Annotated in this window: 15 protein-coding genes; 13 read left to right on the top strand and 2 right to left on the bottom strand. The window is 70.0% G+C overall.

Annotated elements, in window-relative coordinates:
- The first annotated feature begins 114 nt into the window (after positions 1-114).
- The 10 genes from pgsA to dapF all read left to right on the top strand — a co-directional run bounded on the left by pgsA (position 115) and on the right by dapF (position 8,568).
- The gene (pgsA, locus tag ABD172_RS06390) at positions 115-780 is read left to right on the top strand and encodes a CDP-diacylglycerol--glycerol-3-phosphate 3-phosphatidyltransferase (RefSeq protein WP_344308002.1); all 666 of its coding nucleotides are present in this window, start codon (positions 115-117) and stop codon (positions 778-780) included.
- A gap of 9 nt (positions 781-789) precedes the next feature.
- The gene (locus ABD172_RS06385; RefSeq protein ID WP_344308000.1) at positions 790-1,317 is read left to right on the top strand and encodes a CinA family protein; all 528 of its coding nucleotides are present in this window, start codon (positions 790-792) and stop codon (positions 1,315-1,317) included.
- Positions 1,318-1,448: 131 nt separating this feature from the next.
- Complete coding sequence (locus tag ABD172_RS06380) at positions 1,449-1,760, top strand: helix-turn-helix domain-containing protein (protein WP_344307998.1); 312 nt, start codon at positions 1,449-1,451, stop codon at positions 1,758-1,760.
- Positions 1,760-1,987, top strand: coding sequence for a DUF3046 domain-containing protein (locus ABD172_RS06375; protein ID WP_344307996.1), 228 nt, complete (start codon positions 1,760-1,762; stop codon positions 1,985-1,987). Before ABD172_RS06380 ends, ABD172_RS06375 begins: the two co-directional genes overlap by 1 nt.
- A 494-nt stretch (positions 1,988-2,481) precedes the next feature.
- Positions 2,482-3,564: a recombinase RecA gene (recA, locus tag ABD172_RS06370; protein ID WP_344307994.1), complete on the top strand. Its 1,083-nt coding sequence runs from the start codon at positions 2,482-2,484 to the stop codon at positions 3,562-3,564.
- A gap of 88 nt (positions 3,565-3,652) precedes the next feature.
- Entirely contained in the window at positions 3,653-4,255 is a 603-nt protein-coding gene (locus tag ABD172_RS06365) for a regulatory protein RecX (protein WP_344307993.1), read from the top strand.
- Between the two features lie 53 nt (positions 4,256-4,308).
- Positions 4,309-5,820: a tRNA (N6-isopentenyl adenosine(37)-C2)-methylthiotransferase MiaB gene (miaB, locus tag ABD172_RS06360; protein ID WP_344307991.1), complete on the top strand. Its 1,512-nt coding sequence runs from the start codon at positions 4,309-4,311 to the stop codon at positions 5,818-5,820.
- Positions 5,817-6,545: a hypothetical protein gene (locus ABD172_RS06355; RefSeq protein ID WP_344307989.1), complete on the top strand. Its 729-nt coding sequence runs from the start codon at positions 5,817-5,819 to the stop codon at positions 6,543-6,545. Before miaB ends, ABD172_RS06355 begins: the two co-directional genes overlap by 4 nt.
- Positions 6,542-7,531, top strand: coding sequence for a tRNA (adenosine(37)-N6)-dimethylallyltransferase MiaA (gene miaA, locus ABD172_RS06350; RefSeq protein WP_344307988.1), 990 nt, complete (start codon positions 6,542-6,544; stop codon positions 7,529-7,531). Before ABD172_RS06355 ends, miaA begins: the two co-directional genes overlap by 4 nt.
- The gene (gene dapF / locus ABD172_RS06345; RefSeq protein WP_344307986.1) at positions 7,528-8,568 is read left to right on the top strand and encodes a diaminopimelate epimerase; all 1,041 of its coding nucleotides are present in this window, start codon (positions 7,528-7,530) and stop codon (positions 8,566-8,568) included. The genes miaA and dapF overlap by 4 nt, the downstream gene beginning before the upstream one ends.
- Positions 8,569-8,611: 43 nt before the next feature.
- Here dapF and ABD172_RS06340 read toward each other — a convergent pair whose 3' ends face one another.
- Positions 8,612-9,229 carry a class I SAM-dependent methyltransferase gene (locus tag ABD172_RS06340; RefSeq protein ID WP_344307984.1) on the bottom strand — a complete coding sequence of 206 codons (618 nt, stop codon included), beginning with the start codon at positions 9,227-9,229 and terminating at the stop codon, positions 8,612-8,614.
- Between the two features lie 212 nt (positions 9,230-9,441).
- Between ABD172_RS06340 and hflX the strand changes: the two genes are divergently transcribed.
- Entirely contained in the window at positions 9,442-10,890 is a 1,449-nt protein-coding gene (gene hflX / locus ABD172_RS06335) for a GTPase HflX (RefSeq protein ID WP_344308148.1), read from the top strand.
- Positions 10,887-12,872 carry an ATP-dependent DNA helicase gene (locus ABD172_RS06330; RefSeq protein ID WP_344307982.1) on the top strand — a complete coding sequence of 662 codons (1,986 nt, stop codon included), beginning with the start codon at positions 10,887-10,889 and terminating at the stop codon, positions 12,870-12,872. Before hflX ends, ABD172_RS06330 begins: the two co-directional genes overlap by 4 nt.
- A 66-nt stretch (positions 12,873-12,938) precedes the next feature.
- On the opposite strand, the gene lexA is transcribed toward ABD172_RS06330, so the two are convergent.
- Entirely contained in the window at positions 12,939-13,694 is a 756-nt protein-coding gene (lexA, locus tag ABD172_RS06325) for a transcriptional repressor LexA (protein WP_344307980.1), read from the bottom strand.
- Between the two features lie 363 nt (positions 13,695-14,057).
- Here lexA and ABD172_RS06320 point away from each other — a divergent pair, with 363 nt between their 5' ends.
- Entirely contained in the window at positions 14,058-14,417 is a 360-nt protein-coding gene (locus ABD172_RS06320) for a LysM peptidoglycan-binding domain-containing protein (protein ID WP_344307979.1), read from the top strand.
- Positions 14,418-14,424 lie beyond the last annotated feature (7 nt).

Here is a 14,424-nt window from a genome sequence, read left to right as displayed (position 1 = left end):
CCCACGCACGGCGCCGATCTCGAGGCAGGTGGGATCGATCCGGATACCGGACTCGAGGTGGTCGAGGAGTCCGGCGACGACGCCTGGGAACTCACCGGCAGATAGGCTGGAGGGGTGAACGACACCCAGCGCAACGCGGACCTGCCCGAGCCGACCCCCGGTGCTCCTGCTGCCGCCCCGGAGTCAAAACCGAGCAACTGGAACGTCCCGAACGCCCTCACGGTGTTCCGGATCGTCCTCGTCCCGGTGTTCCTCTTCCTCCTCCTGCGGCACGGGAACGCCGAGCCCGCATGGCACGTGTGGGCCTTCGTCGTGTTCGTCCTCGCGATGTTCACCGACAAGCTCGACGGGGACATCGCGCGCAAGTACGGGCTCATCACCGACTTCGGGAAGATCGCGGACCCGATCGCCGACAAGGGGCTCATGTCCGCGGCGCTCATCGGACTCGCGATCCTCGGGATCCTGCCGTGGTGGGTGCCTGTCGTCATCCTCGTCCGTGAGTTCGGGATCACGGTCATGCGGTTCGTCATCATCCGCTGGGTCGTCCTGCCGGCATCGAAGGGCGGCAAGCTCAAGACCGTCCTCCAGACGGTGTCGCTCGGCCTGTTCCTCCTGTGGCTGCCGCTCGGAACGGTGCTCGCTCCGGCGGCCTTCACCGCGTACCTCGTCGTCGCGTGGGTGCTCCTCACCGCGACGATCCTCGTCACCGTCGTCACCGGCGTCGACTACGTGATCCAGGCGGCGAAGCTCGTCCGCGCGGCGCGGGCCGAACGGGCGTGAGGTCGCCACGTGGGTACTGACGAGGTGGAACGGGCCGACCTGCCGACGCGGGTCGTGCACGCGCTGCGCGACCGCGGCCTCACGGTCGCCACGTGCGAATCCCTCACCGCGGGCCTCGTGGCCGCGACCCTCGCCGAGGTGCCGGGCGCCTCGGCCGTCCTGCGCGGCGGGCTCGTCACCTACGCGACGGAGCTCAAGTCGACACTCGCCGGGGTCGATGCCGCGCTCCTGGCACGTGTGGGCGCGGTCGACCCCGAGGTGGCGCAGCAGATGGCGGCCGGGGCGGCCCGCGTGTGCGGCGCGGACCTCGGCATCGCGTGCACGGGTGTCGCGGGGCCCGATCCCCAGGACGGGAAACCGGTGGGGCTCGTCTACCTCGGACTCGCCCGCGGTGGTACGACGCACGTGCGGGAGATCACTCTCGCCGGTGGGCGTGAGGCGATTCGCCGTGCAACGGCCGCACAACTCCTGGGAATGCTCGAGGAGTCGCTCGCCGCGGCCCGACCGCGCATATCCACGCGGCCCGGATTTCGGTAGGCTCTGAGGAACAAAACCGGAGGCACTGCGGTTGTCACCCTCGTATGGACACGACGAATCGCAGCGTACAGAACAGGGTGCACATCCCGGCACCGTCCTCCGGAAGCGCCGTCGCCACAAGGAGGAACAGCATGACACTACTCCGCACCGAGATCGGCGACACCCTGCGCGCTGCTCGCCGGCGCCAGAATCGCACTCTCCGGGACGTCTCCACGGGCGCGAGCGTCTCCCTCGGGTACCTGAGCGAGATCGAACGCGGTCAGAAGGAGGCCTCCTCCGAACTCCTCGCCTCGATCTGCGAGGCACTCGACCTGCCCCTGTCCCTCCTCCTGCGCGAGGTGAGTGATCGGGTTGCCCTCGGCGAGGGCATCGAGATCCCGGACACCGTCCCCTCGGAGATGTCCGCCTCGGTCCTCGAACGTGAACTCGTCTGCAAGTCCTGATGCGGCACACGCTCTACTGGGACCTCATGAACGACGAGTTCGGGTCGATCCGGGCTGCGTCCCTGCACACCGATCTCGCACTCAGCACCCTCGGTTCGCTCACACCCGCTCAGGCCTTCGAAGCCGGTCATGAACCCCGCGCCGTGTGGATCGCGGTGTGCGAGGCCGCAGGTGTCCCCGAGGACCGTCGGCTCGGCCGCCGGAAGCCCCTCAGTCGGCCGTTCTGAGAGCAACCGTTCCCGCATTTCCCGTGCGCGCCCGTCACGCGAGTGGCGGGCGCGCACGTCGTTGCGGCGGGGTGCACCTGCGTTCCGGGGCCTGGGGACGGCCCGCGCACCTCGGGACCGGAGGAGTGTGGACGACACGCGGTCCTTTTCGAACACCTGTTCCCATCGTGCGCTAGGATGGGGCGCGAGCGGAGATGCGGCACGGCCGATTCCCCGAGGTGGATTCCCCGAGAAGGAGCTCCTCGAGAACCGAGGCGCTCACCCGTGGTCACCCGGTCGTCACCCTGTGACCTCCGGTGGGGCCACAGGGCCCGGCCGTCCACATCTCCACCCCGTTCATGCATTCGTGTCCGTGCCTCGTTCTAGTGTTTCGGGCAGAAGAGGGGACGGGTCGGAAACCGTGCAGAACGACACGGCACCACGACACGGCACCGGCCCGGACCCGCGAGAGCAACGGCACGGCCTCGGATGAGGCGCAGCCACAGGAGGAAGCCATGGCAGTGAAGAAGCAGGCGCACGTGAGTGCCGCGACCGGCGACGGGCGCGCGAAGGCACTCGAGGCGACCCTCAGCCAGATCGACCGCAACTACGGCAAGGGTGCGGTCATGCGCCTCGGTGACGAGGACCGCCCGCCCATCGAGTTCATCCCCACCGGTTCGATCGCTCTCGACGTCGCGCTCGGCATCGGCGGTCTGCCGCGCGGCCGTGTCATCGAGATCTACGGCCCGGAGTCCTCGGGTAAGACGACGGTCGCACTGCACGCGGTCGCGAGCGCGCAGAAGGCCGGCGGCATCGCCGCGTTCATCGACGCCGAGCACGCACTCGACCCGGTGTACGCGAAGGCCCTCGGCGTCGACACGGACCAGCTCCTCGTCTCCCAGCCGGACACCGGTGAGCAGGCGCTCGAGATCGCGGACATGCTCATCCGTTCGGGCGCCATCGACATCGTCGTCATCGACTCCGTCGCGGCCCTCGTGCCCAAGGCGGAGATCGAGGGCGAGATGGGTGACTCCCACGTCGGTCTCCAGGCCCGCCTCATGTCGCAGGCACTCCGCAAGATCACCGGCGCGCTCGCGCAGTCGGGCACCACCGCGATCTTCATCAACCAGCTCCGCGAGAAGGTCGGTGTGTTCTTCGGTTCCCCGGAGACCACCTCCGGTGGTAAGGCCCTCAAGTTCTACGCATCCGTGCGACTCGACGTCCGCCGCATCGAGACCCTCAAGGAAGGCACCGACGCCGTCGGCAACCGGACCCGCGTCAAGGTCGTGAAGAACAAGGTCGCCCCGCCCTTCAAACAGGCCGAGTTCGACATCATCTACGGTCAGGGCATCAGCCGTGAGGGCAGCCTCATCGACATGGGCGTCGACAACGGGATCGTGCGGAAGTCCGGGTCCTGGTTCACCTACGAGGGCGATCAGCTCGGCCAGGGCAAGGAGAACGTCCGCAAGTTCCTCCGTGACAACCCGGGCCTGGCGGAGGAGATCGAGCTCAAGATCAAGCAGAAGCTCGGCATCGTCAAGGACGAGAACGCCCCGGCGGAGGGCACCGACGAGGTCCCGGCCGGCGCGGAGTTCTGAGCGAAGGAACCCGTGTGAAGGGGGCGCAGCGATCCGGCTGTGCCCCCTTTCGCCGTCGTGCGAACGAGTCGACGGAGGAAGGACGAAGATGGACAACCCGGTTCTCGAGAGCCTGCGCAGGCGGATGGCCGAGATCGGTTCCGGTTCGGTGGAATCCGCAGGGGGCCTCCGCGCGGACGCGAGTGCTCCCTCCGGTACGCCCACGGAGCCGGACATCGGCTCGCCCGTCGACGACCCCGAGTACCTCCGGGCGAAGAAGCGTGCGTTCAACATGCTCGGTGCGCGCGCGCATTCGGCGTCCGAACTCCGCACGAAGCTCGTGAGGAAGGAGCATCCGCCCGAGGTCGTCGATGTCCTCATCGACCGCCTCACGGCCTCCGGGCTCCTCGACGATGCGGATTATGCACGGGAGTTCGTGCGCAGTCGGCGCTCCTCACGGGCGCTGTCGACGAAGGCGCTGCGGCGGGAACTCTCGACCAAGGGCATCACGGGTCGGGACGCGGAGTCGGCACTCGCGGGCCTCGACGACGAGGACGGGGTCGCTCTCGAGGTCGCACGGAAGAAGGCCCGCTCCACACGCGGCCTGCCGGAGGACACGCGTATGCGCCGCATCCTCGGGATGCTCGCCCGCCGTGGGTTCGATCACGGTGTGGCGATGAAGGCGGCCCGCACGGCGATCGCCGAGGACTGAGGGAGGTCCGTCGCGCCCGCCCTCGGTCGCACACCTCGTACACTGGAATTCCCATGACTGACACCGCGTACCCCGCCGCACCGCTCTCGGCAGCACCGACCACCACCCGTCCGCGCACCTACGAGGTGAAGACCTACGGGTGCCAGATGAATGTCCACGATTCCGAACGGATCTCCGGCATGCTCGACACCGCCGGGTACGTTCCGGCCGAGGCGGGCACCGATCCGGACCTCGTGGTCTTCAACACCTGCGCGGTGCGCGAGAACGCGGACAACCGGCTCTACGGGAACCTCGGACACCTCGCGAAGGTGAAGGAGGCCAACCCCGACTTCCAGATCGCGGTCGGTGGGTGCATGGCGCAGAAGGACCGCGACGTCATCGTGCAGCGGGCACCGTGGGTCGACGTCGTGTTCGGTACGCACAACATGGGATCGCTCCCCACACTTCTCGAACGTGCCCGCCACAACCGTGAAGCGCAGGTCGAGATCCTCGAATCCCTCGAGGTGTTCCCCTCGACCCTCCCGACGACGCGCGATTCGACCCATTCGGCGTGGGTGTCGATCTCCGTCGGGTGCAACAACACGTGCACCTTCTGCATCGTCCCGTCGCTGCGCGGCAAGGAGAAGGACCGTCGCCCCGGCGACATCCTCGCGGAGGTCGAGGCGCTCGCTGCGGAGGGGGTCGTCGAGGTCACCCTGCTCGGTCAGAACGTGAATTCCTACGGTGCCGAGTTCCGCGACCGCGGGGCCTTCGCGAAACTCCTGCGTGCGGTCGGGCAGGTCCCCGGGATCCGCCGGGTCCGTTTCACGAGTCCGCATCCGGCGATGTTCACCGACGACGTCATCGAGGCGATGGCCGACACCCCGACGGTGATGCCCCAGCTGCACATGCCGCTGCAGTCGGGCTCCGACCGCATCCTCAAGTCGATGCGGCGCTCGTACCGCAGCTCGCGTTTCCTCGGCATTCTCGAGAAGGTGCGCGAACGCATGCCGGAGGCCGCGATCACCACCGACATCATCGTCGGCTTCCCGGGGGAGACCGAGGAGGACTTCCGCGCGACGCTCGACCTGGTGGAACGGGCGCGGTTCTCGCAGGCCTTCACGTTCCAGTACTCCGTCCGCCCGGGCACCCCGGCCGCGACGATGAAGAACCAGATTCCGAAGGAGATCGTCCAGGAACGCTTCGAACGCCTCGTCGCGCTCCAGGACTCCATCGCCCACGAGGAGAACCGGAAACTCATCGGCACCGAGGTCGAGGTCCTCGTGACGAAGGTTCCCGCGGACGGCCGGCTCAGCGGCCGTGCCGCCGACAACCGCCTCGTGCACGTCGCCGCGGACCCGTCGGTGGGCACCGTCCGTCCGGGCGACATGGTGCGCACGACCGTGACGGAGGCCAAGCCCTACTTCCTCATCGCCGATGCGCCGCTCACCCTCGAACGCACCGTCGCCGGTGACGCCTGGGATCGTGCGCAGGCCGAGTCGTGCGGTACCGGATCCGGGACCGCCCGACCGTCCGGCCCCACGTCGCTCGGGATGCCGACGATGCCCGTGCGGTCGGACCGGTGAGCGCACTCCTCGTCCCCGCCACACCTCTCCTCCTCACCGGGATCGACCCCGGCGAACCCGCCGCGATGCGGCACCTGCGTGCCCTCGTGCACGACGCTCTCCGGACCGTCGAGGACCCGGTGCTCCTCGTCGACAGTTCCTCACCGTCCGTTCTCGGCCTCGGAGGTATCGGCATCGACCGAGGGGTCCGGCGCGCAGACCTCGCTGTGCTCGAGGGCGAGGCGTATCGCACCGCGATCGCGCGCGAGGTGCCGGTCACGACATCCGGGGACCACGCCGCTGCCGTCGTGCTCCTGGCATGCGTCGAGGCGGGCGTCGCGCCCCGGCTCGTACCGGTGGGAGCCGACGGTGCGGAGGCGGAGCACGCCCTCGGCGCCTCGGCGACGGTGATCGTGCCCCTCGATCTCTCGGCGGCCACGCATCCGGACGGACCCCTCGCCGCCGTTGCCGGAGCCGACGGGGCCGAGCAGCGGTTCCTCGCGGCGCTGGCCGGTGGCACACCGGAGGACGTCCGCACGGTGGCGGCCGGCGACCTCCCGGCGAGCGACCTCACCCACCTGCGCCGGTGGTGTGCCGTCCGTGCGCCCCGTTCGTGGACCGCACGGTGCCTCGGGGGCACCGATGTGCACCACGTGCGGTATCGCGTCTACACGCTCGACCCGGCCCCCGACGCTCGGACGGGAACCGGCTCAGGGGCCCGTACCGGACGGAGGGTTCGCTCGTGACCGCGGTTCCCGAGGACGTCCTCGCACTCCTGCGTGAGCGACCCGTCGTCAACGTCGTCGGCGCGACCGCGACGGGGAAGTCGGACCTCGCCGTCGCCCTCGCGGAGCATCTGGGCGGGGAGATCATCAACGCCGACGCGATGCAGTTCTACCGCGGTATGGACATCGGGACCGCGAAACTGCCGCCGGCCGAACGCCACGGGATCCCCCACCACCTCCTCGACGTCCTCGACGTCCGCGAGGAGGCGAGCGTCGTGCGGTTCCAGGCCGCGGCCCGCGCCCACATCGCCCGCATCGTGCGCGCCGGGAGGGTCCCGATCCTCGTCGGGGGCTCCGGCCTCTACGTCCGGGCGGCGACGGACCGGATGGAGTTCCCCGGCACGGATCCGGAACTCCGGGCACGCCTCGAGGCGGAGATCGCGGCGCACGGCGGCCACGCCCTGCACGCCCGGCTCGCAGGTCTCGATCCGGCCGCCGCTGCGAAGATCGAGATCGCCGACCACCGGCGGATCGTCCGAGCGCTCGAGGTCATCGAACTCACCGGGAAACCCTTCACCGCGGTCCTGCCCGAGTACACCCATGCGATGCCGACGGTGCAGATCGGGCTCGTCGAGGACCGCGCCGTCCTCCGGGCCCGCCTCGCCGATCGGATCCACCGCATGTGGGAGGCGGGCTGGGTCGACGAGGTCCGCGCACTTCTCGACCACGGGCTCCGGGAGGGGCGGACCGCACGCCACGCGATCGGGTACGCGGAGATCGTGCAGTACCTCGACGGGGACCTCCCGCGGAAGGATGCGCTCGAACGCACGGTGGTGCGCACGCGTCAGTTCGCGAAACGCCAGGAGACGTGGTTCCGGCGCGACCGGCGCATCACCTTCCTGCCCGCCGGCGTCCCGCTCGCAGCGGCGCTCGCGACCTACGAGGACGCACGCACCGCATCCGGCACTGTGTCTCCTCCGGCCGGGCCTCCTACACTGGACACGTGAGCCAGACACCTGCATTCCCGCCCACCGGAGCACCGACCGGCCATGTCCCGTCCGCGCCGGGGCCGTCCGAGGCGCCGGCCCCCGCGCTGCCCACCGCGGACCCGCGGACCTGGTCGCTGACGAAGGCGCACGGGACCATGAACGACTTCGTGCTCGTCGCGGACCCCGCCGGTGCACTCGACGTCACGCCCTCGCAGGTCGCACTCCTGTGCGACCGACGGGCCGGGATCGGCGGTGACGGCCTCATCCGCGTCGTTCGTTCGGCGGCCGCGGGGATCCCGGAGGCCGCCGCCGCGGTGACCGACGGGGCCGAGTGGTTCATGGACTACCGCAACGGCGACGGGTCGATCGCGGAGATGTGCGGCAACGGCGTCCGGGCCTTCGTCCACTACCTCGTCGAACGCGGACTCGTCGCACTCGACGGGGACACGCCCCTGGCCGTCGGGACCCGCGCCGGGACCCGGTTCGTCACACGGATCCCGGATCCTGCGGGAACGTCCGCGCCCTGGTACCGCGTCGAGATGGGCGTGTGGGAGTTCCCCCTGCCGCACGAGAACGGTGCGGACTCCCTCGTCGCCACCCGGGGCATCGACGTCGCCCGCCCCGCGCTCAGTGTCGACATGGGTAACCCGCACACCGTCGTCGCCCTCGCCTCCGAGGCGGAGCTCCGCGCGGCCGACCTCGTTCCCGTCCCCGAGGTCACGCCGGTGCCCCCGCACGGCACCAACGTCGAGTACATCGTCGTCCGCGAGGCCGGGCCCGAGGAGGACCAGTCGATCGGCCACCTCCTCATGCGGGTGAACGAACGCGGGGTCGGGGAGACCCACGCATGCGGCACCGGAGCCTGCGCGAGCGCCCTCGCCGCCCGCTACTGGGCCGGCGCGGCAGGACCGGACGTGTGGGACGTGCAGCAGCCCGGCGGCACCGTCCGGATCGAGGTGGACGGGGACACGGTCGCCCTCTCGGGTCCGGCCGTGCTCGTCGGGGACGTGGTGCCGGGCGCCGAGTTCGCCTCGGCGGTGGCTGCCCGGGCCTGAGGAGCCGCGACCGGAGGGCGGAGCCTCACCCGAGGGCGGAGCCTCACCCGAGGCGTTCGACGACGAGGATGCGGAAGCCCTTGGAGTTCGCCTCCCGTCGCACGTCCCACCCTTCGCCGAGCATGTCGCGCATCCACGTGAGCAGGGAGTCCGCGCCGAGCTTCTTCGCGACGACGAGCCATGCGCTGCCGCCGGGATTCAGCCGCGGCAGCCAGGTCTCCAGCAACCCGTGGAGCACGTCCTTGCCCACCCGGATGGGCGGATTCGACCAGATCATGTCGAAGCCGAGGTCCGCCGGGACGTCCTCGGCGAACACCGGTCGGATCCCCGTGAGCCCGAGGGACTCGGCATTCGCCCGCGTGAGGTCGAGCGCACGTTCGTTCACATCGAGGGCCCACACCGTGAGATCCGTTCCGGCGTCCCGGGCCTCGAGCGCCGCGTGCAGGGACAGCGGACCCCAGCCGCAGCCGAGATCGAGGAGGTTCCCCCCGGCCGGCGCGGGCAGCTCGCCGAGGAGCGCCTGCGTGCCGATGTCGAGGCGGGTGGGGGAGAAGACGCCGGAACTCGTCGTCACCTCGACCGAGCGGCCGGCGAGGTCCACCGTGAGCGACCGCGGACGATCGGGAGTGCTCGGGGTGCGGGAGAAATAGTGTTCGGTCACGGTCACCATCGTAGGGCTCCCACCCCGGTGGGCCCGGGCTGTGAACTCGGCGGGCTCAGGGCTGCCACCCCGGTGGGCTCAGGGCTGTGACCTCCCGTCGACGTGCTGTGGAAGACGTTCCCCGAGCGGGTCGTCCGTGAGAGAATGGAAGGCCGAACCTCGAGCAGAAAGAAGACTGCGTGAACCCCACGAGCGAAGACCGCTCTCGCGCGATGATCGACCGCGTCCTGTCCCATGCCGGAACGGCCCTCACGGACGAGGACCTCATCCACCAGGACGATCACCAGATCGATCTTCTCGAACGACAGGCACTCCGCCGGGTGAGCGGGCTGTCGACCGAACTCGAGGACGTCACCGAGGTCGAGTACCGCGAACTGCGCCTCGAGAAGGTCGTCCTCACCGGGATCTACCGGTCCGACGCCCAGGAGGCGGAGACCTCCCTGCGTGAACTCGCCGCACTCGCGGAGACCGCCGGTTCCGAGGTCCTCGACGGACTCATGCAGCGCCGCGACCACCCGGACCCGGGCACCTTCCTCGGCCGTGGCAAGGCACAGGAACTCGCGGACATCGTCGCCGCCGTCGGCGCGGACACCGTCGTCGTCGACACCGAACTCGCCCCCTCCCAGCGGCGCGGGCTCGAGGACATCGTCAAGGTCAAGGTCATCGACCGCGTCGCCCTCATCCTCGACATCTTCGCGCAGCACGCGAAGAGTCGGGAGGGCAAGGCCCAGGTCGAACTCGCCCAGCTCGAGTACCTCCTGCCCCGCCTGCGTGGTTGGGGCGAGAGCATGTCCCGTCAGGCCGGTGGTCGTGTCGCCGGTGGCGCCGGGATCGGTTCGCGCGGACCGGGTGAGACGAAGATGGAGCTCGACCGGCGCAAGATCCGTACCCGGATGGCGAAGCTCCGGCGCGAGATCAAGGAGATGAAGCCGGCCCGGGAGACCAAGCGCCTCAATCGCAGTCGGCACCACACGCCCTCCGTCGCGATCGTCGGGTACACGAACGCGGGCAAGTCCTCCCTCCTCAACCGACTCACGGACGCCGGGGTCATGGTGCAGAACGCCCTCTTCGCGACTCTCGACCCGACGGTCCGCCAGGCGGTCACCGAGGACGGCCGGGAGTTCACCTTCACCGACACCGTCGGGTTCGTGCGGAACCTCCCGCACCAGCTCGTCGAGGCCTTCCGATCGACGCTCGAGGAAGCCGCGTTCTCCGACGTCCTCCTCCACATCGTCGATGCCGCACACCCCGACCCCGCCGGGCAGATCCAGGCGGTCCGGGAGGTCCTCGCGGACGTCGACACCTCGGACATCCCCGAACTCATCGTCTTCAACAAGGCCGACATCGCGGACCCGCTCGTCCTCGCGCAGCTGCTGCGCAACTTCCCCGGCAGCGTCGCGGTCTCCGCGGCCACCGGTGACGGGATCGCCGAACTCCGGCGCACGCTCGACGGGATGCTGCCCGTTCCGGCCTTCGACGTCACCGCGCTCGTTCCCTACGACCGCGGTTCGCTCGTCTCCCGGATCCACGACGAGGGCACCGTCCTCCACGAGGAGTACCTGCCCGAGGGCACGGCGGTCCAGGCCCGCGTCGACGCCGACCTCCACGACGCGTTGCGGCCCTACCTGAGGCCGGACATGTTCGCCGGTCACGAGGCGTGAGCCGTACGGAGGAGCTCCTCGCCGGTGCCGTCACGGCACTCGGGGGAGCGCCCCGCGAGGGACAGCAGCAGATGGCGGAGGCCGTGGGCAGTGCCCTCGACTCCGGCACCCACCTGCTCGTCCAGGCGGGCACCGGCACCGGGAAATCGCTCGCGTACCTCGTCCCCGCGGTCGAGTACGCGGTACGGACGGGGGAGCGGGTCGTCGTCTCCACCGCCACTCTCGCGCTCCAGGCACAGATCATCGACCGGGACCTGCCGCGCCTCGTGAAAGCGGTGAAGGACGACCTCGGCAGGCGCCCCACCTCGGCTGTCCTCAAGGGACGCCGGAACTACCTGTGCAAACACAAGCTCGACGGTGGGTACCCGGACGAGGCCGCAGGCATGCTCTTCGACCTCGGCGCGGACGCCCCGAGCGACCGGCCCGGTGGCGGGACGGACCCCGGGAGCACGACCCGCCTCGCCGAGGAGATCGCCCGGATCCGCTCGTGGGAACGCAGCACCACCTCGGGCGACCGCGACGACCTCGTCCCGGGCGTGAGCGATCGCGCGTGGGCACAGGTCTCCGTGAACTCCTTCGACTGCCTCGGCAGCCGGTGCCCCCTCTTCGAGGAGTGCTGGGCGGAACTCGCACGCGCGAAGGCGGCGGACTCCGACATCGTCGTGACGAACCACGCGCTCCTCGCGATCGATGCCTTCGGTGATGCGAACGTGCTGCCGGAGCACGCTGCAGTCGTCATCGACGAGGCCCACGAGCTCCGCGACCGGGTCACCAATGCACTCTCCGGGTCCCTCACGGTCTCGATGCTCGAGGCCGCTGCCGCCTCCGCGAAGCGGCACACGACGGTGCAGGAGGGAGTCGTGAACCTCCTCGAATCCGTGACGGTCGCCTTCGGGAAGGCCCTCGACGCGGCGGAGACCGGGCTCCTCACCCGATGGCCGGAACCACTCGAGACCGCGCTGCTCGCGGTCCGCGACGCCGCCCGCCAGATCTACTCCGACAGCGGCTCCGGCCAGGATCCGAAGGACGCGGACGCGGGCCGCCAGATGGCACGCGCGCGGATCCAGGAGGTGTACGAACTCGCGGAGAGGATCGCCGAGGGAGCGGCGAACGACGTGTGCTGGGTGTCCCGGTCGACGTTCCGGGAGCGGACGACGACCTCGCTCGTCGTGGCCCCCCTGTCGGTGGCCGGCACGATGCGCAGCGGGATCTTCGAGAAGGCCACCGTCGTCGCGACCTCCGCGACCCTCGCACTCGGGGGCCGGTTCGATGCGGTGGCCGCGTCGCTCGGGCTCGCCGGGCCCGAGGCGCCCCGCTACGACGCCCTCGACGTCGGTTCTCCCTTCGACTACGGGAAACAGGGCATCCTCTACGTCGCCTCGGCCCTCCCGCGCCCCGGCCGCAGCGGTCTCACCGAGGCGGCACTGCAGGAACTCGAGGAACTCGTCCGCGCCGCGGGCGGGGGAACGCTCGGGCTGTTCTCCTCGCGGTTCGCGGCCACCCAGGCGGCCGAGGCCCTCCGGGAGAGGACGGACCTGCCGATCCTCCTCCAGGGGGAGGACACGCTCGGCGCGCTCGTGTCCCGGTTCGCCTCGGACGACCGGACGTGCCTGTTCGGGACGATGTCGCTGTGGCAGGGCGTCGACGTGCCGGGACGGACGAACCGGCTCGTCGTCATCGACCGGATTCCGTTCCCCCGGCCCGACGATCCGCTCGTCACCGCCCGCACCCATCAGGCACACAGGAACGGGGCGAACGGGTTCATCACCGTGAGTGCCACGCATGCGGCACTGCGTCTGGCGCAGGGGGCCGGGCGGCTCATCCGCTCGGTCGGGGACCGGGGTGTCGTCGCGGTCCTCGATTCGCGGATGCGCACCGCGGGGTACGCCGGGTTCCTCCTCGACTCGCTCCCGCCCATGTGGCGCACGGACGACGGAGCCCTCGTCCGCGGGGCGTTGGAACGCCTGGCGAACGAGGGCTGACGGGCGGGTCGGGAGCGACCTGCGCGGTGACCGACCGGATGAACCGGTCGGGCCGGTGGACGCGGATCAGACCCGCCGGATGACGGCCACGACGATTCCCATGAGCGTCGCGTGGTCGCCGTCGATGGGCTCGTAGTCGGGGTTCTGCGGAAGCAACCACTGCTTCCCGCCCTTGCGTTTGAGGGTCTTCACGGTGGCCTCGCCGTCGAGGAGCGCCGCGACGATCTCACCGTTCTCCGCATCCGCCTGCTTCCGCACGACGACCCAGTCGCCGTGGCAGATGGCGGCGTCGATCATCGAGTCGCCGACGACCTGGAGCGTGAAGAGCTCGCCGGAACCGACGATCTGCTTCGGGAGGGCGAAGACGTCCTCGACGGACTGTTCCGCCGTGATCGGGCCACCGGCGGCGATGCGGCCGACCACCGGCACCATCGCCGTGTTCGCACTACCGTTCTCCGCCGCGGCGCGCGCGGCCTCCTCGGCCGGATTCACGACCTCGATCGCGCGGGGACGCTTCGGGTCCCGACGGAGGTAGCCGAGGCGTTCGAGCTGGGACAGCTGGTGGGCGACGCTCGACAGGGACGCGAGGCCGGCGGCCTCTCCGATCTCCCGCATGCTCGGCGGGTACCCGTGCACGTACACGGCCTGTTCGATCGTCTCGAGGACGAGTCGTTGCCGGGGGGTGAGGCGACGGTCCCCGGCGGCCGCCGAGCCCTCCGGGAAGTCGATGATGTCGCCGTGCTGTGCCCGGAACCGGGACACCTCGGTCTCGACGCTGTCGTTGCGCGGGCGGCCTCGCGGCCGCTTGGATTCCTGACTCATGTCGCTCCCCGTTCCGACGGATGATCGCGTTGCTCCCGTGAACGAGGACGCAGTCCGGGATCGTGCTCCGCTCCGTGCCCGGAACAATGCCGGGAACGGCGCCGGGGCCCGTGCCGGTACTCGTGCCGAGCCGATGTCCGATCGCGGGCCGGACTCTGTGTCCGTGCCTCCTGCAAGAGTGAGGATCACGGACGGCAACCTCGTTCGAATCCATCTTCGCACAGGTGTTCGAGATTCCTGGACATTTGTTCGATTGTCCGGTTCAATAGAACACGTGTTCGAACGAGTCCGTTCGCCTTCGACCACAGCACACCAGCGCGCTTCGCACCGTGAGCGCATTCGCACCAGAGGAGCTGACGCACGATGAGCGTTTCGCCGGTCTTCCCCCTCCCGGTCCCACCCACCGCACCCACGTCCGTTCTCGATGCCCGCGGCAGGCGCATCGTCCGGCTCGTGCGGACCCTCGTTCTCGCCGGCGTCGTTCTCGTCGTCGGTCTGTTCCTCGCTCTGTCGAACACCCCGCAGGCGACCGCGGCCGGCGCCGGTGGACTCGAGTCCTTCGACACGGTCGTCGTCGACGAGGGTGAATCCCTGTGGACGATCGCCGGTGACGTGGAGACCTCGACGGACATCAGGGACGTCGTTCTCGCGATCGTCGAGCTCAACGGTCTCGACTCCCAGATCGTGCACCCCGGGCAGGAGCTCGTCGTCCCCGCGCGATAGACTTCTC

This window comes from Brevibacterium samyangense (assembly GCF_039529845.1).
Taxonomy (GTDB): Bacteria; Actinomycetota; Actinomycetes; order Actinomycetales; family Brevibacteriaceae; genus Brevibacterium; species Brevibacterium samyangense.
This window is presented reverse-complemented; position numbering and strand designations above follow the sequence as displayed.

What these genes read in the sequence shown, in the direction of transcription:
- ABD172_RS06380 (WP_344307998.1), top strand. Translation starts at nt 1,449, where the DNA reads ATGACACTACTCCGCACCGAGATCGGCGACACCCTGCGCGCTGCTCGC.
- recA (WP_344307994.1), top strand. Translation starts at nt 2,482, where the DNA reads ATGGCAGTGAAGAAGCAGGCGCACGTGAGTGCCGCGACCGGCGACGGG.
- ABD172_RS06375 (WP_344307996.1), top strand. Translation starts at nt 1,760, where the DNA reads ATGCGGCACACGCTCTACTGGGACCTCATGAACGACGAGTTCGGGTCG.
- miaB (WP_344307991.1), top strand. Translation starts at nt 4,309, where the DNA reads ATGACTGACACCGCGTACCCCGCCGCACCGCTCTCGGCAGCACCGACC.
- ABD172_RS06320 (WP_344307979.1), top strand. Translation starts at nt 14,058, where the DNA reads ATGAGCGTTTCGCCGGTCTTCCCCCTCCCGGTCCCACCCACCGCACCC.
- lexA (WP_344307980.1), bottom strand. Translation starts at nt 13,694, where the DNA reads ATGAGTCAGGAATCCAAGCGGCCGCGAGGCCGCCCGCGCAACGACAGC.
- hflX (WP_344308148.1), top strand. Translation starts at nt 9,442, where the DNA reads ATGATCGACCGCGTCCTGTCCCATGCCGGAACGGCCCTCACGGACGAG.
- ABD172_RS06365 (WP_344307993.1), top strand. Translation starts at nt 3,653, where the DNA reads ATGGACAACCCGGTTCTCGAGAGCCTGCGCAGGCGGATGGCCGAGATC.